Annotated in this window: 19 protein-coding genes and 1 riboswitch; of the genes, 2 read left to right on the top strand and 17 right to left on the bottom strand. The window is 66.5% G+C overall.

Annotated elements, in window-relative coordinates:
- Positions 1 to 265: 265 nt before the first annotated feature.
- Positions 266 to 437: riboswitch (M-box (ykoK) riboswitch) on the bottom strand.
- A 160-nt stretch (positions 438 to 597) separates the two neighbouring features.
- The 8 genes from eccA to ACZYW1_RS18730 all read right to left on the bottom strand — a co-directional run bounded on the left by eccA (position 598) and on the right by ACZYW1_RS18730 (position 9,243).
- On the bottom strand, positions 598 to 2,430 hold the full coding sequence (gene eccA / locus ACZYW1_RS18765) for a type VII secretion AAA-ATPase EccA (RefSeq protein ID WP_463787969.1): 1,833 nt from the start codon (positions 2,428 to 2,430) through the stop codon (positions 598 to 600).
- 31 nt (positions 2,431 to 2,461) lie between these two features.
- The gene (eccE, locus tag ACZYW1_RS18760) at positions 2,462 to 3,613 is read right to left on the bottom strand and encodes a type VII secretion protein EccE (protein ID WP_463787968.1); all 1,152 of its coding nucleotides are present in this window, start codon (positions 3,611 to 3,613) and stop codon (positions 2,462 to 2,464) included.
- Positions 3,610 to 5,394: a type VII secretion-associated serine protease mycosin gene (mycP, locus tag ACZYW1_RS18755; RefSeq protein WP_463788788.1), complete on the bottom strand. Its 1,785-nt coding sequence runs from the start codon at positions 5,392 to 5,394 to the stop codon at positions 3,610 to 3,612. Before mycP ends, eccE begins: the two co-directional genes overlap by 4 nt.
- Before the next feature lie 64 nt (positions 5,395 to 5,458).
- Positions 5,459 to 6,973 carry a type VII secretion integral membrane protein EccD gene (gene eccD / locus ACZYW1_RS18750; protein ID WP_463787967.1) on the bottom strand — a complete coding sequence of 505 codons (1,515 nt, stop codon included), beginning with the start codon at positions 6,971 to 6,973 and terminating at the stop codon, positions 5,459 to 5,461.
- Positions 6,974 to 7,150: 177 nt separating this feature from the next.
- Positions 7,151 to 8,062, bottom strand: a complete 912-nt coding sequence (locus tag ACZYW1_RS18745; RefSeq protein WP_463787966.1) for an ESX secretion-associated protein EspG — start codon at positions 8,060 to 8,062, stop codon at positions 7,151 to 7,153.
- Between the two features lie 88 nt (positions 8,063 to 8,150).
- The gene (locus tag ACZYW1_RS18740; protein ID WP_463782736.1) at positions 8,151 to 8,435 is read right to left on the bottom strand and encodes a WXG100 family type VII secretion target; all 285 of its coding nucleotides are present in this window, start codon (positions 8,433 to 8,435) and stop codon (positions 8,151 to 8,153) included.
- Between the two features lie 43 nt (positions 8,436 to 8,478).
- A complete protein-coding gene (locus ACZYW1_RS18735) occupies positions 8,479 to 8,775 on the bottom strand; it encodes a WXG100 family type VII secretion target (protein ID WP_292989515.1) in 297 nt (98 codons plus the stop codon).
- 168 nt (positions 8,776 to 8,943) lie between these two features.
- Positions 8,944 to 9,243: a PE family protein gene (locus tag ACZYW1_RS18730; RefSeq protein ID WP_463787965.1), complete on the bottom strand. Its 300-nt coding sequence runs from the start codon at positions 9,241 to 9,243 to the stop codon at positions 8,944 to 8,946.
- A 469-nt stretch (positions 9,244 to 9,712) separates the two neighbouring features.
- On the opposite strand from ACZYW1_RS18730, the gene ACZYW1_RS18725 reads away from it, so the two are divergent.
- Positions 9,713 to 11,476 carry a serine/threonine-protein kinase gene (locus ACZYW1_RS18725; protein WP_463787963.1) on the top strand — a complete coding sequence of 588 codons (1,764 nt, stop codon included), beginning with the start codon at positions 9,713 to 9,715 and terminating at the stop codon, positions 11,474 to 11,476.
- 16 nt (positions 11,477 to 11,492) lie between these two features.
- Here ACZYW1_RS18725 and ACZYW1_RS18720 read toward each other — a convergent pair whose 3' ends face one another.
- Positions 11,493 to 12,668 (bottom strand): cytochrome P450, encoded by a 1,176-nt coding sequence (locus tag ACZYW1_RS18720; protein ID WP_463787962.1) that lies wholly within the window; start codon positions 12,666 to 12,668, stop codon positions 11,493 to 11,495.
- A 177-nt stretch (positions 12,669 to 12,845) separates the two neighbouring features.
- Here ACZYW1_RS18720 and ACZYW1_RS18715 point away from each other — a divergent pair, with 177 nt between their 5' ends.
- Positions 12,846 to 13,040 (top strand): ferredoxin, encoded by a 195-nt coding sequence (locus ACZYW1_RS18715; protein WP_463787961.1) that lies wholly within the window; start codon positions 12,846 to 12,848, stop codon positions 13,038 to 13,040.
- Between the two features lie 40 nt (positions 13,041 to 13,080).
- Here the strand turns inward: ACZYW1_RS18715 and ACZYW1_RS18710 are convergent, their stop codons facing one another.
- The 8 genes from ACZYW1_RS18710 to eccB form a co-directional block, all read right to left on the bottom strand.
- On the bottom strand, positions 13,081 to 13,446 hold the full coding sequence (locus ACZYW1_RS18710) for a hypothetical protein (RefSeq protein ID WP_463787960.1): 366 nt from the start codon (positions 13,444 to 13,446) through the stop codon (positions 13,081 to 13,083).
- Between the two features lie 208 nt (positions 13,447 to 13,654).
- Positions 13,655 to 14,896, bottom strand: a complete 1,242-nt coding sequence (locus ACZYW1_RS18705; protein ID WP_463787958.1) for a PPE family protein — start codon at positions 14,894 to 14,896, stop codon at positions 13,655 to 13,657.
- Between the two features lie 11 nt (positions 14,897 to 14,907).
- Complete coding sequence (locus ACZYW1_RS18700; RefSeq protein WP_292989528.1) at positions 14,908 to 15,207, bottom strand: PE family protein; 300 nt, start codon at positions 15,205 to 15,207, stop codon at positions 14,908 to 14,910.
- 294 nt (positions 15,208 to 15,501) lie between these two features.
- A complete protein-coding gene (locus ACZYW1_RS18695; protein ID WP_463787957.1) occupies positions 15,502 to 16,740 on the bottom strand; it encodes a PPE family protein, SVP subgroup in 1,239 nt (412 codons plus the stop codon).
- 342 nt (positions 16,741 to 17,082) lie between these two features.
- Positions 17,083 to 18,294 carry a PPE family protein gene (locus ACZYW1_RS18690; RefSeq protein WP_463787955.1) on the bottom strand — a complete coding sequence of 404 codons (1,212 nt, stop codon included), beginning with the start codon at positions 18,292 to 18,294 and terminating at the stop codon, positions 17,083 to 17,085.
- A gap of 12 nt (positions 18,295 to 18,306) precedes the next feature.
- Entirely contained in the window at positions 18,307 to 18,606 is a 300-nt protein-coding gene (locus ACZYW1_RS18685; protein ID WP_463787954.1) for a PE family protein, read from the bottom strand.
- A gap of 197 nt (positions 18,607 to 18,803) precedes the next feature.
- Positions 18,804 to 22,988: a type VII secretion protein EccCa gene (gene eccCa / locus ACZYW1_RS18680; protein ID WP_463787953.1), complete on the bottom strand. Its 4,185-nt coding sequence runs from the start codon at positions 22,986 to 22,988 to the stop codon at positions 18,804 to 18,806.
- Positions 22,985 to 24,499 (bottom strand): type VII secretion protein EccB, encoded by a 1,515-nt coding sequence (eccB, locus tag ACZYW1_RS18675; protein WP_463787952.1) that lies wholly within the window; start codon positions 24,497 to 24,499, stop codon positions 22,985 to 22,987. The genes eccCa and eccB overlap by 4 nt, the downstream gene beginning before the upstream one ends.
- Positions 24,500 to 24,798: the final 299 nt, after the last annotated feature.

The following is a 24,798-nucleotide window of genomic DNA, read 5'->3' as shown; positions in this document are numbered from 1 at the left end:
CACGAGGGCAGCTGAGCGCGCCGCGTCAGGGCACGTCGAGGGAACGCAGGCATGAAAAATCAAGCGCGCGTTGATATTCGAAGCGGCGTGAGCCGGTTCAGGGAGTGATGCGGGCGCCGAGGCCGGATACGGGCGAAACGGCCATCGGTCTCGGATACGGACCGTCGCTGGGACTCACTTCGCCTCACCTCCTCGCGGCCAGGGCACACGGGGGTGCCGACACGGTGCACGCGGGACGTAGCGAATACGGCCAGGTCAGCCGGTCGCTGCACCCCTCTCGACAGAGCTTTGGCACTGCACGGCGTATCCGGGAAACCCCGGAAGCCACTTGGGCTCAACCCTTAAGCCGGGAGGAGCTGTCCTGACCCTGGGCGTCTTTCGACATTTGAGGTCAGTGGCCTATATCCGTGCAGACGCCTCACCTAGCGAGGTGCTTGCTTCGGTCATAGTTCCACCAAGATCGGCGAGAGTCAACTCGCTCTAGGGGAAACTCAAATGTACGGCGAACCAAACTTTCGAGATCGCCGCCGGTCAGTTTCGGTTCTCGCCCAACAGATTTGGTGCAATTAGTTCGAAACCTGTTGCACCCCAGCGGGTTTAGTCGCTCTTCTTCTCGGCTACGGCTGCACTCAGCCCTTCGGCGAGGTCATCACGGGTCAATTCCTTGAACCGGCGCAGCTGGTCGTCGCTGAACTCGTCGAAGTCGCTCGCCAGCACCGCGTCGAGGTCTTCGTCGTCGAGGCGGAAGCTCCGGTGGTCGCGGGCCTTCTCCACCACGTTGCGCACGAATCCGGCATTTCCCAGGGTGTCGATACCACGGATCAGATCACCGTCCTGAGAGATCGTCTCGTCCTCGTAGAACCTGGTGTAGGACGGCAGCAACCCCGCGACCGCGTCGTCGGTGATGACGTCCTCGTTCTCCTTGCCCATCAGCTGGGTCAGCGCGACGAGCTCCTTGGGGTTGTAGCTGAAGAACTCGATGACAGTGGAGAACCGGCGCCGCAGACCCTGGTTGACTTCGAGCATCTTGTCCATGGCCTTGGCGTACCCGGCTCCGAAGACCACCAGCTCGTCGCGGTGATTCTCCATGTACAGCAGCAAGGTGTTGATGATGGCGTTTCCGTAGGCGTCTCCGGTGGAGTAGCCGCTCTCGTGCAGGTTGTGCATTTCGTCGAAGAAGACGGCACCGCCCCGCGCTTCCTCGAGCATCTCCTCGGTGTTCTTTTCCGCGTCGGCCATGTAGCGGCCCAACAACTTCGCGCGGCTGGTCTCGACGACCAGAGGTTTGCGCAGTACGGTCAGGCCGCACAGTTGCTTCGAAAATGCCCGTGCCACAGACGTTTTGCCGGTGCCGGGAGGTCCGAGCAGCAACGTGTGCCGCGAGGTCACCGGAACCGGAAGGCCCATCTTCGCGCGGGCGAGATTCACCTTGGTGGTCGACTTGATCAGCTTGATTTCCCGCTTGGCCGCATCCATGCCGAGCATCGCGTTGAGCGCGGCGTCGCCTTCGTCGAGATACTTCTTGGCCATCTCGGCATGCCGGGCGGCCTCGGCCTGTTCGCGGGTCGGCGCGCTGTCTGCATCCCACGGATCCGTGCGCGCCTCAATGGTTTCCGGGTCGGTCAGCACCAACCGGTAATTGGGGTTGTCCAGCGCCTCGCGCGCCGGCGTGAACTTGGCGTCGCGTGAGTAGACCCGGCGCAGGCTCTCGACGGCGTCCTCTTCCCGGCCGAGGTGCCGGTAGCACATCCCCTGGGTGTACATCGCGACGTTGGCCGCGCTGGGCACGCGGTCGCCCTCGATCGCTTCCTGGGCGCGACGGGTGGCCTCCTCGAACACACCCAGCGACGCCAGTGCGGTCGTGGCCATCGCGGCGCCGGCGGCTTTCAACTCGGGGTGCCGCCAGCCGGCCCCGGGCGGGAACTGCGCCAGCACGTCCGACCAGCGTCCGGTGCGGAAATGCAGCAGTCCGCGCACGTACTTGACCAGCTCCTCGTCGGAGGCATGGCGCGGCGTGATCGAATCCAGCAGCTCGGCCGCTTCGGCGTACCGCTTCGCTTCGGTGAGGGCGGCCGCATAACCGGCGGCCAGCGACTCGACGCTGGTGACCGCGAGCTTCAGGAACATCCCGTCGGATATCTCGGGACGGAATTCCAGCTCCGTCAAGCCGAGTCGGCGCATCTCCCAGCCGAATGTCTTTACCGAATTCCATGCGCCGCTGAGCACCTCGATGCTCTGCTCACCGGCCAGCACGCGAGCCAGCCAGGCGTCGCACATCTGCGGGTCGAGGCTGGTGGCAGTCGCGAACATCCGCTGAGCCACCTGCGGATTGTGGCTGGGCTGAAGCCCGTTGACCGATATTCCTGACGCCAATAGCCCTGCGACCATCGCGTTGCGGGAATCCGGCGCGTTGGTCTGCGGTCGCGTCATTCTTTCATCGTAAGGCTTCGAAACCGCTCACCTATTGCCCAGCCACTGCGCCGACCGGAACCAGGATGTCCTCGGTGTGACCCAATGTGCGGCTCGGCATCGGCAGCGGACGGCGCGATGTCGGCGCCGGCAGGCTGGCAGCCACCGCGCCGAGCTGGCGTCCGGTGAGCCGGTTCAGGCCGCTGAACGCTTCTTTGCGAAGGCGCTTGTCGCTGTGGTAGCGGACCCACACCGAGACGTCGGCGTCGTGGCCCTCGGCGATGATGCGGATCGTCATCACGGTGGTGTCGGCGTCGGTGAGCCACAGCTCCTCCAGCGTCTCGCTGGTGATGTCGCCGGGTGAGACCCAGAAGCTGGTCACGTAGCCGTCCGGGGTCTTCAGGTAGCGCCAGAACGGACGGACGTGCGCCGGTTGGAGTCCGGCCAACACGGCGTCGTCGACGTCGACGATCTCGTCGGCGGTCAGCGGCCGCGCGACACAGTTGCGCCCGTCGAGGTCGTTCGCCAGCCGCTCGGTGGCGGCGGCCAGCGTGCAGGCCACCGAGTCGCGCGCTGCGACCGCGCTGACGTTGTGCTGCGGGTCCATCCGCAGCACCAGCCAGGTGTGGCGTTCCTCGATGGGTCGGCGGTCCTTGCCCGCGCCGAAGTCGTCGCGAACCGCGGACTGGACGCCTTTGTTGGACTCCCGGGTGCCTACCGAGATGATGTCCACGCTGTCGAGGCGAACATCGAACTGCCGCAACGACGTGATCACCGCCTCCAGGGGAATGGTGGTCGCGAGTGCGTCGCGGTGGCGGTGCCGACCGGCCTCCCCGGCTCCGTCGACGGCGATCACGGCGATCAGTTTTCCGTCGTGTTCGCGAATGCCCACCGTCTCCCGGCTGAACTGCCGGCGGTGGTCGATCGCCGGGGTGCAGCCGACGGTGAGTGCTTCGGGGTCGGCATACCAGTTGCGGACCCGGGCAATCGGGGCCGACGACACCGGTACTCCCCCATTGGTCAGCAGAGCGACGACGGTGATGATCACCGCCAGCCCGACACCGATCCAGAAGGTGAGGTTGCGACCGGCCTGCCAGGAGTCAGGAAGGTGGCTCGCGATCACCAGCAGCGCAACGTCGATCAGGAACACCGTGGTGACCCGCGCCCACGAGAGGGACAGCCCGTACTCCCGTTGTGCCTTCATTCCTGTCTCCCTGTTGTTTTTCTCATCAAGACGGCTCCGCCGAAGATGAGACCGGCTATCAGCGCCGCGGCACCCATGCCGGCGGCGGCAACCCAGACCGGCGTCATGTTGCGCGGGGCGGGGGCCGGAGGCAGCTTCAGCGGCTTGGCCGAATCTTTCGGCAGGACAGATCCATCGGGTACATCCCAGGTCAGCGCCGCGACCGGATCGACGACCCCGTAGCCGATCTGGTTGTCGACGCCGCGAGCAGGTGCGCGCGCGGTGCGTGTCAGACGGTTGATGATCTGGTGCGCGGACAACTGTGGATACTTGGCCCGCACGAGGGCGGCCACCCCGGACACGATCGCCGTGGAGAAGCTGGTTCCGGCCGGCACCAGCAACGAGTTGTCCGGACCGTCAATTGCGTTGACCAGACTGTCATCTCGCGGCGAGAGGCCGATCACGTCGGTACCCGGCGCGGCAATGGACACCCACGGCCCGGCCACGCTGAGTTTGTCCATCGGTGTGCCGGAGGCATCCACTGCACCGACGGTCAAGACGTAATCGCTGTACCAGGAAGGCGTGACCACCGTGGTGACACCGCCCCAGTCCCGAGAATCGTTGGGGTGCAACGGATCGACCAGTGGATTCTCTTTGCAGTCGCGCTGACTGGTGTCACCGGCGGCGGCGACGATCACCGCATCCTTGTCGACCGCGGCGTAGCGCACCGCGGCACCCAGGTCGGGCGCCTCGATGAGGCTACGTGCGCTCATGCACATCACCTGCGAGATGTTGATGACCTTCGCGCCCAGGTTGGCCGCGTGAACGATCGCGCGCGCCATGGTGAAGATGTTGTCTCGCTTTTGCCGGGTTTGCGGATCCTCGTCGCCGGTGTAGGCGTCCTTGAGTCCAAAAGCCTGGCTGGACTGGCGGATTGAGATCAGGTCCACATCGGGTGCCACGCCGCTGTAGGCGTCGCTCGGGGCGGGCGCGGGCGGCGGGTCCAGCGGCCGTTGCGGCGCCGCGGGAAGAGGACGCGGATAGTCCACCGAGACCACTTGGCCGTGCCGGCTACCGGAAAGGCCGGGCAACACGAACTTTCCGCCGTCGTGGTTGGCAGCGCCGCCGGCCTTGCTGCTCGGCGGGCACCACGGACACGCCTGAGCGTCCTCCTGCTGCGGTGGTGCCGGCGGGACCAGGGTGATGGTCTGCGGCGGAGGTGGTGCCACGCTGATGGTCTGCGGTGGCGGAGCCTGGGGCGGTGGTTCCCTGGTGGGAACGGGCGGTGGCCGCCGCGGTCCCGGTGCCTCCAGGCCGCCTGCCGACCCTGGCGCCGCGGCGATCATCGACGCCACCAGCGTGCCGTGGGCGTCGCAGTCGGAGAGTCCGTCCCCGCCGCCCATCACGTAGTCGCCGCCGGGTATCAGATGCGGCAGTCTCGGGTGCGGGGTCACACCGGTGTCGATGACCGCGACCCGCACTCCGGCCCCGCGGCCGAACTTCCACGCCTCGGACAGGTTCAGCATGTCCATGTACTTCGGCTGTACGCGGAAGTCGGTGCCCGGCAACACTCCGACCTCGGTGCAGTACGAATTCTGCTTCATCGACTGCGAGGGGCCCGGTGCGCTGTCCGGAGGCGTCGCCCCCGGGTCGACGCCCGGAGGGTTGACGGCGTAGGCCGGTGACCCGGGTAGGGCTACCGTCGCCACGATCAGAGTGGCGGCGGTGACTGCGGCCGCACGAAGCGGCCGCAGTCGACTCCTGTGCCGATCCGCTGCGCCCGGCTTCGCCGCACTTGCGATCGGCACGCCCCCACTGTGCCGACCCGCTACGCCCGGCTTCGCCGCTCTTGCGATCGGCACGCCGCTAGCGATAACGGATCGCTGCATAGACATTCATCAACCACAATGCCAGCGGGAAAATCGGCATCAGGCAGAGATATTCAACCCACTCGACGAGCTTGCGGAACAGCGGGCTGTAGATCGTGTTGGGCACTGTCACCGCCGCGGTGAGTCCGGCAGCGGGCAGCAGCACCGCCAGGCCTGCCGTCACCGACACGGCTGCGGTCGAGGACAGCACCAGCGAGTAGCGCACCACCACGGCCGCCACGATCAGCACCGACGTCACCGCGAGAGTGATTGCCTGCCAACGGTCTACGTACGAGCGGCCGCGCAGCATCAGGAATCCCGCGGTGGAGGCGACCAGCAGCAGGGGCAGCCACCGGTCATGCGTGCGAGGGTCCGACACCCCGGCCAGCGAGACGATAGTGAGGACGCCGAAGCCGACCAGCAGTCCGGTCAGGAACGAGCGGGCCCGCTCGGCGCGCAGCACCACGTCCTGGATGGACGCGGGGCCCTCCAGGGTCGGCCGGCTGCCGTCGACGCCGTGCGCCACGGTGGTCGGCAGATCGGGACGGGCTTCGAAGACCCAGCGGCTGGTGGCCGACGGGAAGACCGGCAACCGGATGCCGGACAGCCAGCGCGACATCGCCGGAGCGCTGTGGTAGCCGAAGACGCAGACCAACAACGTGGTGGTCAGCAGCGTCACCGCTCCGGTGTCGAAAGCCATCCGGGCCAGGCTGCCGATGGTGGCGATCAGCGAGATGGTCACGATCGCGGTACCGGTGCCGAGGCGACGCCCGGTGAAACGCATGATCAGCAGCGCGCCGACAGTAGTCACCGCAAAACCCAGCAGCGCATGCGGCGAGCCGACCGGCCCGGGAGGTGCGGACGCCGCCGAGACCGCCAGCGGGGCGAGCCCGCTCCAGAGCAGCATGTCGCCGGCGCGACGGTTCTGCACGGTGTGGGACCGGCTCAGGATCACCAGCGCCACGGTGAACACGAGCACCGCGATGACAGCGGCATACGGCGCGGGGACCCACGAGTCGTGGTGCCAGCGGAACCAGCCGAGCAGGAACGCGCCGAGCACCACTCCGGCGCCGACCATTCCGGCGCCGACCTGGACTGCCACCGTCGGGTTGACCGAGGAGAACCGCTTGCTGAGGTTGACCGACACGGCCGTCGAGATGTGCTCGATGACCTGGGAGCGGTGCTCGGTGTCGTCGACGAACCGCAGCCACAGCCGGTCGCCGTCGTAGACGTCCTGTTCGGTCAGCGACTGGGTGGCCCGCAGCGGGGATCCGTCGACCAGGCACAGGGCCCACCGGCCGCGCTGCTTTGCTTCCAGCGCTGCGAGGCCGAGCTCCCGGAGCCGAACGTTGACGACCTTCAGCAGGGGGTCGACCATCACCGATACCGGGGCGTTGGCGTCGAGCAAGACACCGATCTGCACGCCCTCGCCGGCAATGATGCCGATCACGGCGGATTGAGGCGTCGAAAGTGCCTCTGTGCCAGGCTGTGACGCCTCAGCTACTGCGGTCATCGCTGCACCCCTCTGTCGACGAATTGTGGGTCCATCTGTCTAGCCTCGCTATGTGGTAATTGCGACGTCGCGTCGCAATTGCTTGAGCAGATTCTAAAAGCAACCAGCGGCATCCGCATCTTTGCTAAATGCTGCATCGTAAATCTCTGGCGTGCGCTGTATCTGCGTGAAGATTGGTTAAACTCTGCTGTGCGTCTTCCACTCGCCGTAGGGAAGGGTTTCCAGGACGGTCTTCACGCCGACCTGTACCAACTGCGGAGTGGCTGGGCAGATCGCGAGCCAGGCCTCGTTCGAGCCGGCGGTGCGCGCCTGTTGGTACATCGCGATTCGGCCGCCCGATCCGTCTTTCAAGGACAGCACCGAGGCGCTGGGAGCCTTGTCGTCATCGCGGTATTGACGGGCGTAGACCGCAGCTTCAGCGGCCGGGTCTGACAGCGCCTGGCCGAGTGCGGCCACCGTTGCGGCGCTGATGCCCAGCCGGCGCAGATCGCCGCCGGAGAAGACGTTGAACCCGGAACTCTGCCAGGCCTTGGTGATTTCGAGCATTTCGTCGAGCGGCACGTTGACCGCGTTGATCGCGGCGGGCTCGGCGTGGTGGATCGACTCCAGCGCGTCGAACACCAGGGTCGCGATCGAGGTGGTGTCGGCGATGGCCACGTCGTCGACGGTGATCTCGTCGCCGACTCGAACCGCCGATACCCAGTGCTGGCCGCGACGGGCCAGCAGAACCCGGAACTCGTTGTCCGGAATGTCACGCGAGCCGACCTGTTCCTCTTCGCCGGTCTCGTCTTTTTCTTTGACGCCGTAAAGCAATTTCCCCCGCGACAGCAACGACACGATTTCGAGGTCGGGTGCGGCTAGCACACGCATTCGAGCCGCGACCGCCTCGTTTACCGTCTCGCCGTCCACGATGCCCTGTTCGCGCATCACCGCCATGCCGGGATGTTCGTTCAGCCAGTCCATGGAATCGGTGGACACGAATGGGCGACATCGCAATTCCGGCGCGACGTGTCGAATGTCCAGCAACGCCTGCAACATCCAGAAACCCTCGACATTGACGGTGATGTCCGTGCGTGTGCTCTGATCCATCGCTTCTCTCGTGTCTCGGGTTTTCTCGGCTATCGCACAACGCGGCAGCACACCTGTATCGGTGTGCTGCCGCGCCCTGCGTTGACTGTCAGGCCCAGCTACCGCCGACGGCGGCGTCAGTGCTCGACATGTTGTTGCCGGCTGTCTGCACCTTCTGGCCGTGGCTGTTGGCCTGCTCGTAGATCACCTGGAAGTTGCGACCCAACGAGGTGATGAACTCCTGGCAGGCCACCGAACCCGAGCCGCCCCAGAAGTCACCGGCAGCCAGCACATCGCGAACGATGGCCTGGTGCTCGGCCTCCAGAGAAGCGGCCTGGGCGCGGATCAGCGCGCCGTGGGCATCGACATCACCGAACTGGTAATTGATCGACATCTATCTGTCCTCCTGTGTGTGAAAGCTTACGCTGGTCAGAGAGCTAGCTGCTCAGAATCTGCTGAGAGGCCTGCTCTTGGCTCTCGTAGTTGTTGGCGTCCCGGATCAGACCGTCGCGGACCCCGTGCAGCATGTTGACGATGTTGCGGAAGGCCGTGTTCATCTGGCCCATGGTGTCGTACGAGGTGGCCTGAGCGGTACCGCTCCAGCTCGCACCGGCGATGTTCTGGCTCGACGCCCACATCTTGCGGGCCTCGTCCTCAACAGTCTGCGCGTGCACGTCGAAACGGCCCGCCATTGCCCGCATCTCGTGCGGGTCGGTCATAAAACGCGTAGGCACTTTCCTGTCTCCTTGTATTCGAGTGGTTACTGACTGGAATGAACGTGGTAGTCGGATCGGTTACCCGGGGCAACCGCCGACTTGCAACACACGGCTGTTCCCCCCTTCCCCGCGTGATGGCTGCCACCGGCTGTGGCGCCACAGTGGGATGGCTTTCATCGGCGACACTCAGCCCGCAGCGGCTGCGTTGGCAGCCTCGGTGGCTGCATAGGAACCGGCGCTGGTGCCCAATGTGTTGACGAACGCCTCGTGAATGGCTGCCGCCTGAGCGCTCACCGCCTGGTAGAGCTGCGCATGCGCGGCGAACTGCGCTGCGGTCAGGGCCGAGACCTCGTCGGCCGCGGCCGGAATGACGCCCGTCGTCGGAGCCGCTGCAGCCGCATTCTGGGCGTTCATTGCTGAACCGATGCCCTGAAGGCTGGTGGCTGCCGCCGACAGCGCCTCCGGCTGTGTGGTCACGAAAGACATTCCGGCGTCCTCCTGAATCGTGTCCTGGCAAACTGTTCGTGCACGAGACTAGACGTGCGCATCGCTCCACGCCTCGGCTGAAGCTGCGAGTTTGCAACTGTTCACCCGACAGCAACAAGAGTTCATCTTGCGTAACAGCCGGGTAACAGCGCCGGCCCCGAGGCGCCGCCCTCCTCGTTCCCGGGGGCGGTTGACGTGCGCGTATATCCCGGCTCGGCACGGGCCTCCGCCGCTTTGGCGCGGGCTTCGACGCGCAGCGCGGATGACGAGTCGATGGTGTGAAACTCGTGTGAATCGAAAAAATCTAGTCGCAAATAACGCCGCCGGCGAGTTTCATATAGGCCTTCAGCTGCGGGTATGCCTCTGGATACAACGCGGGCGCGGGGCGAGCGGGCAGCGCTGATCGGGCTGCAGCGGTCACCGGTTTCGTGGGGTGCCGCCCAGCCGCGGGCGTGGTTAATATCTGCCCATGCCGGTCACCAGCGGCTCTACTTTCAAGGGATACAGCGTCCTGCGCTTCCTGGGCCGCGGCCACACCGGCGAGGTGTTTCTCGCGCAACATCCCCGGTTGCCGCATTGGAATGCGCTGAAAGTGTTGTCTCCCGCGTTGACTGACGACGACGATTTCCGCGACCGGTTCATGCGCGAGACACCGATCGCCACCAGCCTGTACCACCCGCACATCCTGGGCGTCGAGTATCGCGGTGAGTTCGACGGCCGGCTGTGGGTCGCGATGGATTACGTCAACGGCACCGACGCAGGCGCCCTGATCGAGAGCCGTTATCCCGAAGGACTGCCGCCGGGCGAGGTGCTGGCGATCGTGACCGCCGTCGCGGATGCGCTGGACTACGCCCACGGGCGGGGCATGCTGCACCGCAACGTGACGCCGGCCAACATCTTGTTCACCAATCCGGCCGACGGCGAACAACAGATACTGCTGACCGACTTCGGCCTCGCGCGCCAACTCGGCGATCCCGATGGACCCGGCTCGCCCGAACTGACGGCCGAGGCGGTGGCCTACGCGTCGCCCGAGCAGCTGACCGGCTCGGACATCGATGGACGCGCCGACCAGTATTCGCTGGCGGCCACTGCGTACTACCTGCTGACCGGCCGGCCACCGTTCCAGCAATCGAACCCGGTCGCGGTGATCAGTCAACACCTGACCGCTCCGCCGCCCAGCCTGCGCACGCAGCGCCCGGAGGTCGCCCGCCTCGACGATGTGTTCGCTGTGGCGCTGGCCAAGGATCCGCATGATCGATTCGCCGATTGCCGTGCCTTCGCGGACGCCCTGAGTCACGGTGCCGGTGCGTGGAGCGGTGACCGAAGTCCCGAGGCCTACCTGACCGTCGTCGACTATCCCGAAGACCCCGACGCGCCGGTGCCTGGACTGGCATCGGACGGATCTCGGGACTCGGCTTCCTTCTTTCCGACGTGGGCCACAACGGTGCGGGGCTTGGCGAAACATCACCAGGAGATCGCCGAGAAGTCGGAGGCCGAAGGCCCGGCCACGTCGCCGACGTCCCGCCGCAACCGGTGGCCCTGGGTGATCGGACTGGGCGCGGCAGCAGCGTCGCTCGGTCTGGGCCTGGTCGCTGTCGGTGTGATCATCGGCCGCGACGACAACACCGGCGCCCAGCATGCGGCCGGACCGTTGGCGCCGGTGCGTGGTCCGGCGCCCAAAGCGGCCCCGCCGGTCGCCAAACGCGACTTCCCCGGGCCTGGTGAGGCGCTGGACGGCGCGTACCGCATCGATGTCAACCGCGAACAACAGACCTACAACGGCAGCCCCGACCCGCAACCGCCGAATGTCACGACCTGGTGGGCATTTCGGACGGCCTGCACGCCGGCATCGTGCGTTGCCACCGGTGCCATGCTGGACGACACCGGCCACCTGCAGCTCAGCGAGTCCGGGGGCAGCAAAACCGTCACCATGGACTTTCGCAACGGTGGGTGGCAATCACGGCCGGACACCATGCCGTTCGCCTGCCTCGGGCCGGACAATGCGCCGGCGAATCAGAATACGACGCAGGCACTTTCGTTGCAGAAAGATCATGACCACTTCCACGGCACGATGACGGTCACGGTGGAGAGCAACGAATGCGGCCAGCAGGGCGCGACGATCGACATTCCGACAGTGGCCGCCCGCGTCGCCGAGGTCCCGCCCGGCGTCGAAGTGCCGACCGTGCCGAGCGCCACTCCCCCGGCATCCGCCCGGCCTGGCCCGCCTCGCTGACCAACCTGGCCTCGCGTCAGAACCGCAGCGGCAATTCCGTCAGTGCGAAAGTCTTGCTGGGGAACTTGATCACGGGCTCGTAATCCGGCGCTGTGTCGAACTCGGGGATTCGCTTGAGCCACTCGTCGACGATCACCGTCAGCTCCATCCGTGCCAGGTGCGAACCGAGGCAGCGATGCGGTCCACCGCCGAATCCCCAGTGCCGGTGCACTTTACCGTCCATCACGAGTTCGTTGGTGGACGTCGAGTCGCTGTCGTCGCGATTGACGGCGGCCATGCACAGGAACACCGGAGATCCCGCGGGCAGCGTCATGCCACCGACCACCGTGGTCTCGGTCAGCACTCGCGGAGCCACTGGCGCCGACGGCTCCAAGCGAACGATCTCCTCGATGAAAACCCGTATCTGCCGTGTGTCGTTGTGTAACTGAGCGCGCAGTTGTGGTCGCCGGGCCAATTCCAGCAGCGCGAAACCGATTGCGGCAGTAACGGTATCCAGGCCGGCCAGGATGAGCAGATGGCTCATTCCAAGCAGCTCGAGGTCGGAGAAGTCGCCATCGCTGGCCATCACCGCCGACAGCATGTCGTTGCCGGGCTTGTCCCGGCGCTGCCGGATCGCGTCGGTGAGGTACTGGTAGAGGTCGTGGGAGGCAGTCGCGTCGGCTTCGGTGAGGTAAAGGTTGTCCGCCATCACGGAGTCTTTCCAGCCGATCAGACGGTCGCGGTCCTCCAGCGGCAGGCCGTAAAGATCGACGAAAACCTGAAACGGGTACAGCCGCGCCAGATCTCGCATTGCGTCGCAGTGACCGCGGCCGGCGATCGCATCGATCATGTCGGCGGCGTGGCGGACCAGTACGGGCCGAGACTTGCTCAAGCCGTAAGGACTGAAGAACGGCTGCAGGATGCGGCGGTAGCGGGTGTGCTCGGGCGGGTCGAATGCCAAGGGCAGCACCGGGATCGGGCTACCGGGAGGCTGAAGCGCCAATCGGGACGAGAACACCGTCGGATTGCGCAACGCTGCCAGCACGTCCTCGCGGCGGGTGATGTAGTAGTAGCCGTTCATGTAGACGACAGGTCCCGCCTCGCGCAGCACCTTCCACCCGGCGCCGCGATCCGCCGTCATCGGAAGCTTGGTGTATTCGAGCCGGGGAAGATGAAAGCCGGTGCCGTACAGGCTTTCATCGATGATGCCCATGCCCGCGTTCTTTCCTCGTCAGCTCGAGTGCTTCACCAGCGTGACCGCCCCGATGGCGTCAGTGTCCATCGTAGGTGTCCCGGTGGGCAGGGACTGCATCGGTTCACGAGCACCGGCGACGATGTTCGTCGCGTCTTCTAGAATTGCAGGCGTGTGCAGTCGTCGCAGGTTCGTCCGATGAAGGTCCGGCTGGAGCGGTCGCGGTGTGTAGGGCACGCGCAGTGCTTCGCTGTCGATCCGGATCTCTTTCCGATCGACGAGGCCGGCAACTCCGTCATGGAAGATCATCAGGTTGGCCCCGAAGACGAAGACGTGACTCGCGACGGCGTCGCGTCATGCCCGGAGATGGCGCTCGTACTCGAGGACGAATAGCTGCGTAATTGCCCTGCACCGCAGGCCAATTGATGTGCGGCTATGGGCCGGGGTCAGGAGCGGAGTCAGGAAACCGGCCCTGCAGCGCCCGCAGCAGCCCGCGAATCTCACCGAGGCGGGCGCGAACCTGCGTCAGGTCGTCCCCCGGCGCGCCGGCGTCCGATCCGGCCGGACGGTCGGCGGTACGGGCGATGCGATGAGCGAGTTCTTCGAGTTCGGCGCGCTCGGCCCGCAGCAGCCTTTCGAAAACCCGCGCCTGGGCGATCTCGGCGGATTGGGCCGGGTCTATGACGGCTGTCGTGCGCAGCGTCCGGCGATCGTCAGCGGTTTTCGGCGCAGCGCCCGCGGCACTCGTCGGCCGTAGCGACAACGCGAGCGCGCCTGATGTCTCCGACTCTTGCGTCATGCCGCCCCTCCTGCCCGAACACCCCGCTGTTCACCAAGAGGTAACCTACGCCACGACTTTCGCGAAGCTCCAGCCCTTCTGGGGGTCAACCAATTGTTCATGTGGACGACGCCGAACATTCACCGGAGATCACGCGCTGATCCGCCGCACACACTTGGGGCGCCCCGCAACCGCGAGGCGCCCCAAGGCGTGGCTAGCTCTCTGACGATCAGCCGGCGAACGGCGGGCGCGCCATCACGGTCGGCTTGAATCCATAGCGAGGTCCTGCGCCGCCACCGAAGCCCCCGGCCCCGGCCCCGGCCAGCGGCATACCGCCGAGCAGGTTGCCGCTACCGGACTCCGGGGCGGCACTGACGCTGCTGACCGGTAGAGGTGCGTGCGGAGCCGCCAGCGGAGCTCCACCGATCCACGACGGTGGTACCGCCAGCTTGCCGACCGCTCCGGCGCCGCCCAGGTTGGCGGCCACCCCGCTGGGCACTGACGCAGCTGCGCTGCCGCCTCCGAGCATGCCGCCCAGTCCACCGAGGCCACCGGTCGCGGCACCAGCACCGGCCGCCGCAGGAGCAGCGCCGTTGAGTACCCCGAGGGTCTTGGCGATCTGGACGAAGTTGTTGCCCATACCGATGCTGAAGTACGGCAGACCCTCGGTGTTGTACAGGAAGCCCGCGTAGGGCGAGTAGGCGTTGACGAACGCCTGCAGGTTGGTCGGCAGCACAGAGCTTCCGAAGAAGAATCCGTACAGCGTGGACTCCAGCGACGCCGGACTGCCGAACGCGCTGTTGAAACCGGCCGGCGTGAACCACGATTGAATGTTGCTGGGCAGCAACGCCAGTAGCTGCTGCAGGATGTCCTGCGAGTTCGTCGCCGCGGAGGTACCCGTTGCCTGGCTGACCGCAGCGGCCTGGGCCGCCGGACCTTCGGCGGTGGTGCTCGAGGCCGGCGCCGCGAACGGCGTCACCTTCGCGGCGGCCGCCGACTGGCCCGCGTAGCCGTACATGGCCGCGGCGTCTTGCGCCCACATCTGGCTGTACTGCGCCTCGAGTTGCGCGATCAGCGGCGTGTACTGACCGAAGACGTTGGCCTGGGTGGCCGCCGCGGTCTCCGCTCGGTTGGCCGCGATGAGGGGCGGCGGCACCGTCGCCGCGAACGCCTGCTCGTAAGCCGCGGCTGCCGCCCGGGCCTGCGTCGCGGCCTGCTCGGCCTGTATTGCGGTCTCCTGCATCCAGGTCACATAGGGCTGGGCTGCGCTCGCCATCTGCGCCGAGGCGGGTCCCATCCACTCGTCGCTGGAGAGTTGAGTGATCACCGTCTCGTAGCCCTGGGCGGCCGATTGCAGCTCGGCCGACAGCGAGTTCCACGCCGACGCCGCCGCCTGCAGGGATGACCCACCGGGGCCCGCATACATCCGGGCCGAGTTGATCTCGGGCGGTAACGCCCCAAAATCCACCATGAAAAAGCCTCCTAGCCGGCCGCAGCCGCGTTGGCGGCTTCGGTGGCTGCGTAGGAACCGGCGCTGGTGCCCAACGTGTTGACAAATGCTTCGTGGATTGCTGCCGCCTGCGCGCTGACCGATTGGTAGAGCTGAGCGTGCGCGACGAACTGTGCCGCTGTGAGCGCCGAAACCTCGTCGGCGGCAGCGGGAACCACTCCCGTGGTCGGTGCCACCGCGGCGGCGTTCTGCGCGTTCACCGAAGATCCGATCCCCTGCAGGCTGGTGGCCGCTGCCGACAGTGCCTCCGGCTGCGTGGTTACGAACGACATCCGGTTTCCCTCCTCAATAACCGTAAGCGTCTTCGACCTTGGGCAAGGTCGTCGATTAAAAGGTTAGATGGTCACGCGGGCGTCACGCCCGTGCCGAGCCAACTGTTCATGCCTGATCGGTGAGAGTTCATCCCCCGATATCCGTTGTTCACCAAGCGTTTTACTTCTCTTCCGGCATTGGTCACTTGACGGCCTCCGCCCGCCGGCACGACGCGCGCCCGTCGGCGGTCGCTCGTCGCGAACCGTGCAGAGTGCAAATCAATTGCGCGACAGAAGATTTGAGATCTCACCGGGCTACCCTGCCGAAGGAGGCCGCGGCATCACCGCGTGCCGGAATCCGTATTTGACGACGTAGCCCGCGCTGCGTCGCCCGGTGGTGACGGCGTTGGCCATCGGCATCCCGTTGAGCATCGCGTTCTCGGTCGGCGCTGCGATGGGCCGGAAGGCGCTGGCGAGCTCGGCCTCTTCCATCGCCGCGGGCGTCGCTCCCGGCCAGTTAGCCGGCACCGAGAGCCGGCCAAGCGTGCTGGCCTGTCCAATTCCCGCTGACACCGGCGCGCCGCCGGTGTGGCCGAGAGCCAGTCCGGCGAATTGCGGTGTCGGATACCAGGCACCGCCCGAGCCCGCCGTGGTGCCGGTACCGAACGTCAGCTGCTGAGCGATCGAGGCGCTGAACTGGCCCAGACCCACCCCGAAATAGGCCTGCAGGGTCTGCTTCAGCACCGCCGTCAAGGTGGCGGTGTTGAAGTTGAGGCCGAGGCCGCCCGTGGGGAAGTCGTTGTAGGTGTTGTAGATCAACTGCTCGAGCCAGGCGAACGGCCCGGTGAACGTGGGCGGCGTCGCCGCAGTGCCCGCGCCGGTGCCGGTGGTCGCCACGGGCACGGTGGCCTGCGTCGAGGTGGTGGGCGCCGACGCGACGGCATTCTGCACCGCGGTCGCGGCCTGGCTGGCCGGTGTCGCGGCGGCCTTGGCCACCGCATCGGCCTGGTTGGTCGCTCCCTCGTCGGTCGCGGTCTGCGGCGGCGCGGCGAACGGCGTCACCTGGGACGCAGCTGCCGAGGCGCCCGCGTATCCGTACATCGCCGCCGCGTCTTGCGCCCACATCTCGGCGTACAGGGCTTCGGTGGCCATGATCGCCGGGGTGTTCTGGCCGAAGAAATTGGTGGCGATCAATGCCATCAACAGCGCACGGTTGGCCGCGATCGCCGGCGGCGGAACGGTCATCGCGAACGCCGCTTCGTAAGCGGCGACCGCCGCTCGCGCCTGGTTCGCGGTCTCCTCTGCCTGAGCGGCAGTCGTGCTGAGCCAGTTCACGTACGGCGTGACCGCGGCCATCATTGCCAGCGACGTGGGACCGATCCAGGTACCACTCGTCAATTCCGTCAGCGTTGCTGCGTAGCCGGAGGACGCAAAGCCCAAATCGGCGGCCAGCCCGTCCCACGCCTCGGCAGCGGCCAGCATCGGACCCGGTCCGGGACCCGTGTACATCCGGCCGGAGTTGACCTCCGGCGGTAGCAGTCCGAAATCCAGCACTAAACCCCTCCGTCAACAAGCCGGAATCGCGTTGGCCGCACCGCTCGCCATGTCGAAACGGCGGCGTGCAGCACTTTCGGTGTCGTCGCGAGCTGATCGGCAATCGGTGCGCCCAAGCGGTATGCGGTCACAGACGAAGCGCTTTCTTCCCTCGGTAACGCAGGCGCATCAACAACATTGAGCTCCAGTGCTCATCACTGACCAGTCGCTGCCTGAGACACTAGAGGGCGCCACGAGCGATCCAAAACGATGACGCCGACTATTCATTCGCTTTGAGGCAGTGTTCATCCGCCATCAACTGCTGTTCACCCAGAGTTGGGTTTTCCGCCACCGGGGCGACGGCTAACCGCCGGCTGGACTGAACGGTACGACGGTCGAGCGGAGCTCGAAGCGGGGCGCGGCCTGGGCGGTCGGGCGGCCACCCATCGAGGTGATCGGCATCATCGGCGGCATGCCGGAATGCGCCGCAACCGGTGCTGCGGCGAGGGCGCCACTGGCCGGGATCGCCGCCGTGGTGCTCGCGGCCGGTGTCATGCCGGCCCAGGCGGTCGGCACCGACAACGCGCCGGCTGTCGTTGCATGACCCATCCCTGCCGAGATGGCCGGGGCGCCGGTGCCGAGTCCGCTGAGCCCGGAGAGCGTCAATACCTTGGCACCCGAACCGATTCCGGCCGATTGGACAGCCCCCAGCTCGTTGGCCGCGGTTGTCGCAGCCTTGGCGGCGGTGGCTGTGCTGCCCGCGGTGAACAGCTTGGACAGCATGCTCATCGGCATCGAAGCGAACTTCATCGGCATGCTGAGTGCGTTGACCAGTGACGAGGTCGAGGTCGCCGTCGATGACGACGACGAGTCGGTCGCGGTCGACGCGATCCCGCCCACAGCCTGCGGTGACGACAGACTCTGCAACGCCTGCGGCATGCCGGAGATGAGTTGCGGGCCGGACGACATGATCGTCTCGGCATCGGTCCCGGCGGAGGTGCCCGCGGCTTGCGCGGTCGCTGCCATCTGGGTACCCAGGCCGCCGGGATTGGTGGTCTGCGGGGGCGCGGTGAACGGTGTCACCTGGGATGCGGTCGACGACGCACCGGCATAGCCGTACATGGCGGCGGCGTCCTGGGCCCACATTTCGGCGTAGAGGGCTTCGGTGGCGGCGATCGAGGGTGTGTTCTGTCCCAGGACGTTCGTCGCAACCAATGTCGCCAGCAGACTCCGATTGGCGGCGATCAGCGGTGGCGGAACTGTTGCGGCATAGGCAGTTTCGTACGCCCCAACGGCGGCGCTGGCCTGCGTGGCAGCTTGCTGAGCCTGATCGCCGGTCGCGCTCAGCCACGTGACGTACGGCGCGGCGGCAGCGGCCATCGCCGTCGAACTCGCGCCCGTCCAGGGTCCGCTTGTCAACGTCGACAGGATCGAACCATAGCTTGCCGCAACAGAACTCAGCTCATCGGCCAATGACTGCCAGGCCGTAGCGGCGGCCAGCATCGAACTCGGTCCGGGGCCGGCATACATACGGCCGGAATTGATTTCTGGCGGCAGAGCGGCAAAATCCAACATGGTGCCGCTTGCCTAGCCGGCCGCAGCTGCGTTGGCGGCCTCGGTGGCCGCGTAAGAACCGGCGCTGGCGCCCAGAGTGCTGACGAACAACTCGTGGATCGCCGCCGCTTGGGCGCTGACGATCTGATACATCTGCGCATGGGTGACGAACTGCGCCGCCGTCAGCGCGGAGACCTCGTCCGCAGCGGCGGGCACCACGCCGGTCGTCGGCGGTGCCGAAGCGGCGTTCTGCGCCGTCATCATCGATCCGATGCCCTGCAGATTCTCCGCGGCGGCCGTCAGCTCGTCCGGCTGAGCGCTGACAAACGACATCTGGCACTCCCTTCACAACAGGACCCACCTGTCACTAGTTAGAGACGTTAACTAGGAAAGATGGGCCGCCGACATGCCGAAGCTATGTGCCGGCTATGAAGTGTCTGGCAGGCCGAGGCGGTGGCGAACGCACCCGCTCCCCCGCGCAAAAAAGTCCCCCCGCCGCTTCCGGCAGGGGGACTTCCTCAGAGATCGTGTTAGCGCCGCAGTTCGGTCGCCGCGACCTGGACGAAGACTCCGGTGTCCTCGGCCATCAGCAGACCACGACCCCGGGGCAGTGGCCCACCCTTCATCTTGCCGCGGATGAAGCCCTCGTCGGGGTCGGCGTCCATGACCAGAAGCGGCGCGTTGGCCTGAGCCAGTGCCCGCAGCATCGGGTCGCTGCCGGCCGACGACCATCCACCGAAGGTGCGGGTGACGATCACGTGCAGGCCGACGTCGGCTGCCCGGGTGACCCACGGTGCCGCCTTCTGCAGCGGTGAGTCGAAGCCGGGCGGCAGCTGCTGGACGTCGTCGATGATCAGGAAGATCTCGGGTCCGGTCCACCATGCTCGGGACAGCAGCTCTTCGGCGGACAGACCTGGCGGCGGCTCGCGCCGAGCCAGCACCTGACCGAGCTCGTCCATCATCGCCGCGACGCCGTCGAGGTTGTAGGCGAACCTCTCGACGTAGTCCGTGCCCAACGTGGTCAGCAGCTGACGACGTGGGTCGGCGAGCCAGACCTGCGCCGACGGGCGAGTGGTCGGTTGCGCGATGCTCGCGCCCGGCGCGTAGACCCGGCCGATCTCGGCCATGATGGTCGCCAGCGTCGTGGTACGACCGCATTCGCGTCGACCGGTCACCATCAGGTGCGCGTTCTCGGCGAAGTTGAGGTACACCGGCTGCAGGTCCAATTCGTTGATGGCCCAGGCGATCCCACCGACACCGACGTTTTGGCGCTGATCTGCCTGCGCCAGCGACCGCACCTGCTCGAGGCCGAACTTCGCCGGGAGCCGGCGCACCGGGGGCGCGTGACCGACCGCGATCTGACTGACAGCCGCCGCAACGCTCTCCGAGGAGAAGTCGTTGTCGGGAGTGCCGGCCATCGCCGGCCGGGCCACCAGTGTGTGCAGGCCGGATTGCGGGTCGCTGTCCAGTCGGACGTAGTTGACCGCGACCATGCCGCGCCCCGGCTTGACCGGCACGTCCTTGGCGAACCGCGAACGCACCAACTTGGCGTCTTCCACCGCGGCCAGCCGGAGCTCGATGCGGGATCCGAACCCGCTTCGCACCGGTGGACGCAGTTCCGACTCGCGATCAGCCGTCGCCATCACGTGGATACCGAACGACGGACCCTGGTTGATGATCTGGTTGACCTGCTCGATGAGGACTTCGTTCTCCTCGGCGAGCGCGCGGTAGTTGTCGATCACCAGGAAGATGTCGCCGAAGCCGTCGTTGGGCACCCGGCCGGCTTCGCCACCGAACTTGCGTCGACGGAAGACCTCCATCGACGGCACGTCGTATTCGAGGAAGGTGTGCTTGCGCTGCCGGAGCAACGCCAGCAGTTCTGCCACCGTGCGGCGGACGCCGTACGGGTCGGTCGGACCGACGACCTCACCGACATGCGGCAGCCGGGCCACCGTCGTCAGCGCGGTGCTGCTGTAGGCCAGGACGTAGAACTGCACCTGCTCGGGCGTGTGCGTCAACGCGGCCGACGTGATCAGTGTCTGCAGCGCGGTGGTCTTGCCCGACCCACCGGCGCCCAGGATCAACACGTTGGAGCCAGGCCCGGAGGTGTCCACCGTCCACGGCGGCTGATCGTGCTTGAACGGCCGGTCGATGATGCCGACCGGGAAAATCAGGTCGGTGCTCGCGCCGTACTGCTCCTGCCACGGCTGGTCCAGGAAGCGATTGACCAGGTCTTCGATGGACACCGGCCGGTCGAGTGGTGGTTGCCACAACCGATACGGCTGGAAGTCGATTCGGCGGAGCTGGTCGATGATCACGGTACCGACCTTCGGGGTCCGGATCGCCTCCTCTTCCTCTTCTTCCTCGACCACGTCGGCGGCGAAGCTTCCGAAGGCCTCGCCGTTGCCGCTGTCGCCGTTGGTCAGGGCGTCGAAGTCATCGGGCCCTGTCACGTCGACCTCGATAGGCGTGAATCCGGTCGTGAAGAGTTGCGGCCGAATGTAATCGACCGAGTGGGTCAGCATCGCCGGACCGCCGTCGTCGAGCGAGACTCCGCGGCGGTAGTCACGCCAGAGGAACTCGGCCTGGAAACGGACGATTTCGTCGAGGCTCTTCCGGAAGTAACCCAGACCGGCCTGCGCGGGCAGGTTGACGGCGTTGGGGACACCGGCCGCCTGGGCCGCACCGGCGGTGCGCGCCTTCAGCACCAACCGGTAACCCATGTTCTCCATGAGCTTTTCGGCCCGGCTCTCGATCGTCTGCGAGGCCATCATCAGGTGGATCCAGTAGGCGCGACCCTGTCGGCCGATGGAGTCCAGCACGTCGACCGCGGTCGGCATGATGCGGAACCACTCGTAGAACTCGTCGATCACGACCACCAGCATCGGCAGCGGCGGAATGTCCTGACCGCGTGCGCGCATCCGGGAGCGCATCTCGTTGTATTCCTTGGCGTCATCGACTCCGGCGTTGTCGCAGACCGCCTTGCGGCGCGCGATCTCACCCCACAGCGAGTCCAGGAACCGCTCCATCAGCGCCTGGTCCTCTTCGAGGTCGGTGATGATGCGCGAGACGTGCGGCACGCCGCCGAACGGCTTGACCGCGGACCCACCCTTGAGGTCGGCGAGCACGAACTGCAGCTCGTCCGGCGGGTGCGACAGCATCAGCGATTCGAGCACGGTACGCACCAGAGTCGACTTACCCGAACCGGTCGTTCCGGACATGACGCCGTGCGGACCGTCGCCACCCTCGTCGAGGGATTTCATGTCGAGGAACAGCAGCTCGCCGTTGTCGGAGCGGTTCCCAAACGGGATCCGAAGTCGGGAGCGACTGGTCAGCGCGTCCCGCCGGCTACTCCACAGCGCCTCGAAATCGATCTCTGACGGGTCGTCGATTCCGTAGTACGACAAGATGTCTCGGGCGCCGATCTGGGCTACCCGCTGACCGATCTCCTCATAGGCCTCGGCCAGCCGCCAGCGCGCGACCCGCTGGGCGAACTGCTCGGCTTCGGGCTCGGTGACGTTGTCGGCCAGCGCGAAGAACCACCGGTTGTCGTCGATCACCATCCAGGTGTCGCGGTCGCGGGGCAGCGCCTCGATCACACCGACGTCGTTGGTGAACTTCAGCACCCGCTCCGGGTTTCCGGTCCACAGCGCAGACCCGGTCAGGTCGAAGAACGTCACCCCGTCGACGCCGTCGACGCTGATCACGTATTCCCACTGGGCGTCGTCGACGTCGGCGATGATCACATGGTGCGGGGTGGGCGTCTCGGCCGACGAGCTCGCGTGCCGGGGCGTGAAAGATCCACGCCCGGCGAACAATTCAGCTTGGTCGGCAGCGAATTCGCGCACCGAGGCGTACACCATCCGGGCGTTTCCGGCGGCGTCGCGGCGGCGCGGGTCGCCGAAGTGCGGCAGCCACTTGACCCAGTCCCACTTACTCATGTCGGACGTGACCACGATCATCTGCAGATGGTCGGGTCCATGCGAGAAAGCCAGCTGGCAGATGATCGCGCGCATCATGCCCAGCGTCTGCTCACGGTTGCCGATCAGCGCGTACCACGGCTCGACCAGCAGCGAGACCATCTTGGGCAGGTTGTACACGACACTCTGGTAGCGCCCGAATTCCTGCAGTGCCTTACCGGTCACCGGCTCGAGTTCGATGTCGGTCGGCATGTTCTGAGGCTCACCCCAGGTCACCTCGGGACGGGTCATACCCACCCCGATACGGGCGACACCGAAGTTGAGGTCCTTGCCGTCGGGCTTGCGCTCCCACATCCGGGACGAGCCCACCGCGGCCGCGAGCGTCGTCGGCTCCGGGTGGAACCACCGGTAGTTGGCGTCCATGCTGTCGGCGGACTCGTTCGCGGTCTCCCGCAGCATGTCCAGCATCAGCATGAACTGGGCGCGCATGGCGTCCAGCTTCGGGCGACTCATCTGCTGCTGGCCGCCGAATCGGCCACCGAACATCATCATCGCGACGCCGCCGATCATGAAGATCGGGAAGATCGAGCCGGCACCCAGGAACATCCGTGAGCCGTTGGCAACGGTCATACCGACCATGCCGACCAGCAGGCCGACGACCAGCACGCCGACCACGATCAACCACCACGGCTTGCCTTCGGGCGGCGGAACACTCAGCGGTGTCGGCAGGACGATGTTCTCCGGCCGGACGGCCGGGGCGCGCTCGGGCGTCGGGCGTGCGAAACCTTGCTTCACTTGGGTACCACCAACTCTGCGGGGTTCATATCGGTCGGAAGGGTGTCGTGACGCACCAACGCGTCGGCGCGGGACAGGGCCGGGCCGGGCGCCAGCAGACGCAGGGCAACCCACGGCGCCGGCGACGGCTCAGTGGTCAGCCCCAGTGCGGAACGGGAATCGCGGGTGTTCTCGACGCCGAAGCGCGCTCCAGAACTGGTGAGCCACCACAGCGACTCCGATGTGCTCGATCCCGGGTCGTTGCCGGTGACGACCACCCAGTTGCCGGATTCGGGGCCGAAATAGACGCGGTCGGCTTCCCGGCCCGACGTGTCGGCCTTGACCAGCGACACCACCTTGTCGGTGGAGCTGTTGGGCACCGGGATGGTCGGTCCGGAGATCACCTGAATGCGGGCGCGCTCCTCGCCGGCGGTCTTCTGCCACCACCAGCACGTTGCGGGGTTCTCCTTCAGGTCCACCGGGCTGAGCGGAGCTTCGGGGTAGGCCGACAGGTCCAGTCCGTTGACCACCGGCATCTTCGCCAGCGAGGCCGGCGCCACCACCACCGGTGAGTTGCCGGCCGGGGTGCCGGCGTTCTGCAGAATCTGGGCCACCACCGGGTTGACCGTCTGGACACCGTCGGCGAGCACCACTGAATACTGTTGCGGCCCGCTGATTTGCGGGGTCACGATCACGGTGCCGATCGGGCCGGGCGCGTTGGCGAACTCGGCCGGCTTGCCGGCGTCCGGCACCTTCGGCACCGACAGCTCGGGGCCGACGGGCAGTGAGTCGTACAACGCCCGGCTCATCGGGTGTGCCTGGCTGACGTTCTCCGGGGTCAGGCCCAGCGGAAGCAGCACGGCACGGTTGGTCGAGTCGATCCGGGACCGGCGGCTCTGCCGGATCACGTAGGTGTCCTTCTCGTACTTCAGCACGATGGCGTCGGATCCGTTGAGCACGCGGCGACGGTTCGTCAGGTCGGGCGTGCCGTCGATGACGGTGACCGTCACCGGTGACACCGCACCCACGCCCACGGTCGGCGTCACCGAGTCGCACACCAGCCACGACGATGTCGCGGGCGTGGTCGGGGAGAATTCCGACGGCGCTCCGGGGATGCCGACGAGCGGTCCGTGCGGCTGCTGGGCGATCTGGCTTCCGCGCACCTTGTGCGGGTTGTCCGCGCGTCCGGCGATCAGCCGGGCCGACGCCAGGTTCAGCGCGGGGTACAGCTTGTCGCCGACGCGGACATAAAGGGCGCCGGAGTCGCGGTCGGCGATGATCGGCGACTCGTTCAGCTGTCCGGAGGGGCTGATGAACGAGTACAACAAGGCGCCCAGGCAGCACACCAAGGCGGCGGACACCGAGGCCACCACGGCCAGCGTCTGGCGCCGGCCGGGCTCGATTTCCATCCGTACCCGCCAGCGCGTCAGCGCCATCGCCGTCCGGCGGGCCAGGAACTGGTAACCGGTTACCTGGGTCCGGGTGGACAGTCCGAGGCCGTAACCCGAACCCCGCTGCTGGTCACCGGCCATGTTTGCTCACACTCCAGTCAGACGCAGAGACCGAGGCATGCGTAGTCCCACGATTCACAGGGATAACGGTAGGGCACCCCGCGCGACCTCGCCACGCGAACGTTTGACCGTGGGCGAAGTTTGTCTCTGCGCCACTCGTGGTTTGCGCCACAGTGCTTTCACCTGCCAGTTGGTAGGAGGGAGATGTTTCGTAGGAGAAGGATGTGCGGGACATCTTCATTGCGCATGGTACGGCCACGAGCAAACTCAGCCCGCCGATAAGACGACAGCGAGGTGAACACTCGGGTCGCATCTTCGTC

The organism is Mycobacterium sp. IDUB_36 (assembly GCF_055419225.1).
The sequence above is the reverse complement of the archived record's forward strand: the minus strand, read 5'-3'. Positions and strand labels throughout refer to the sequence as shown.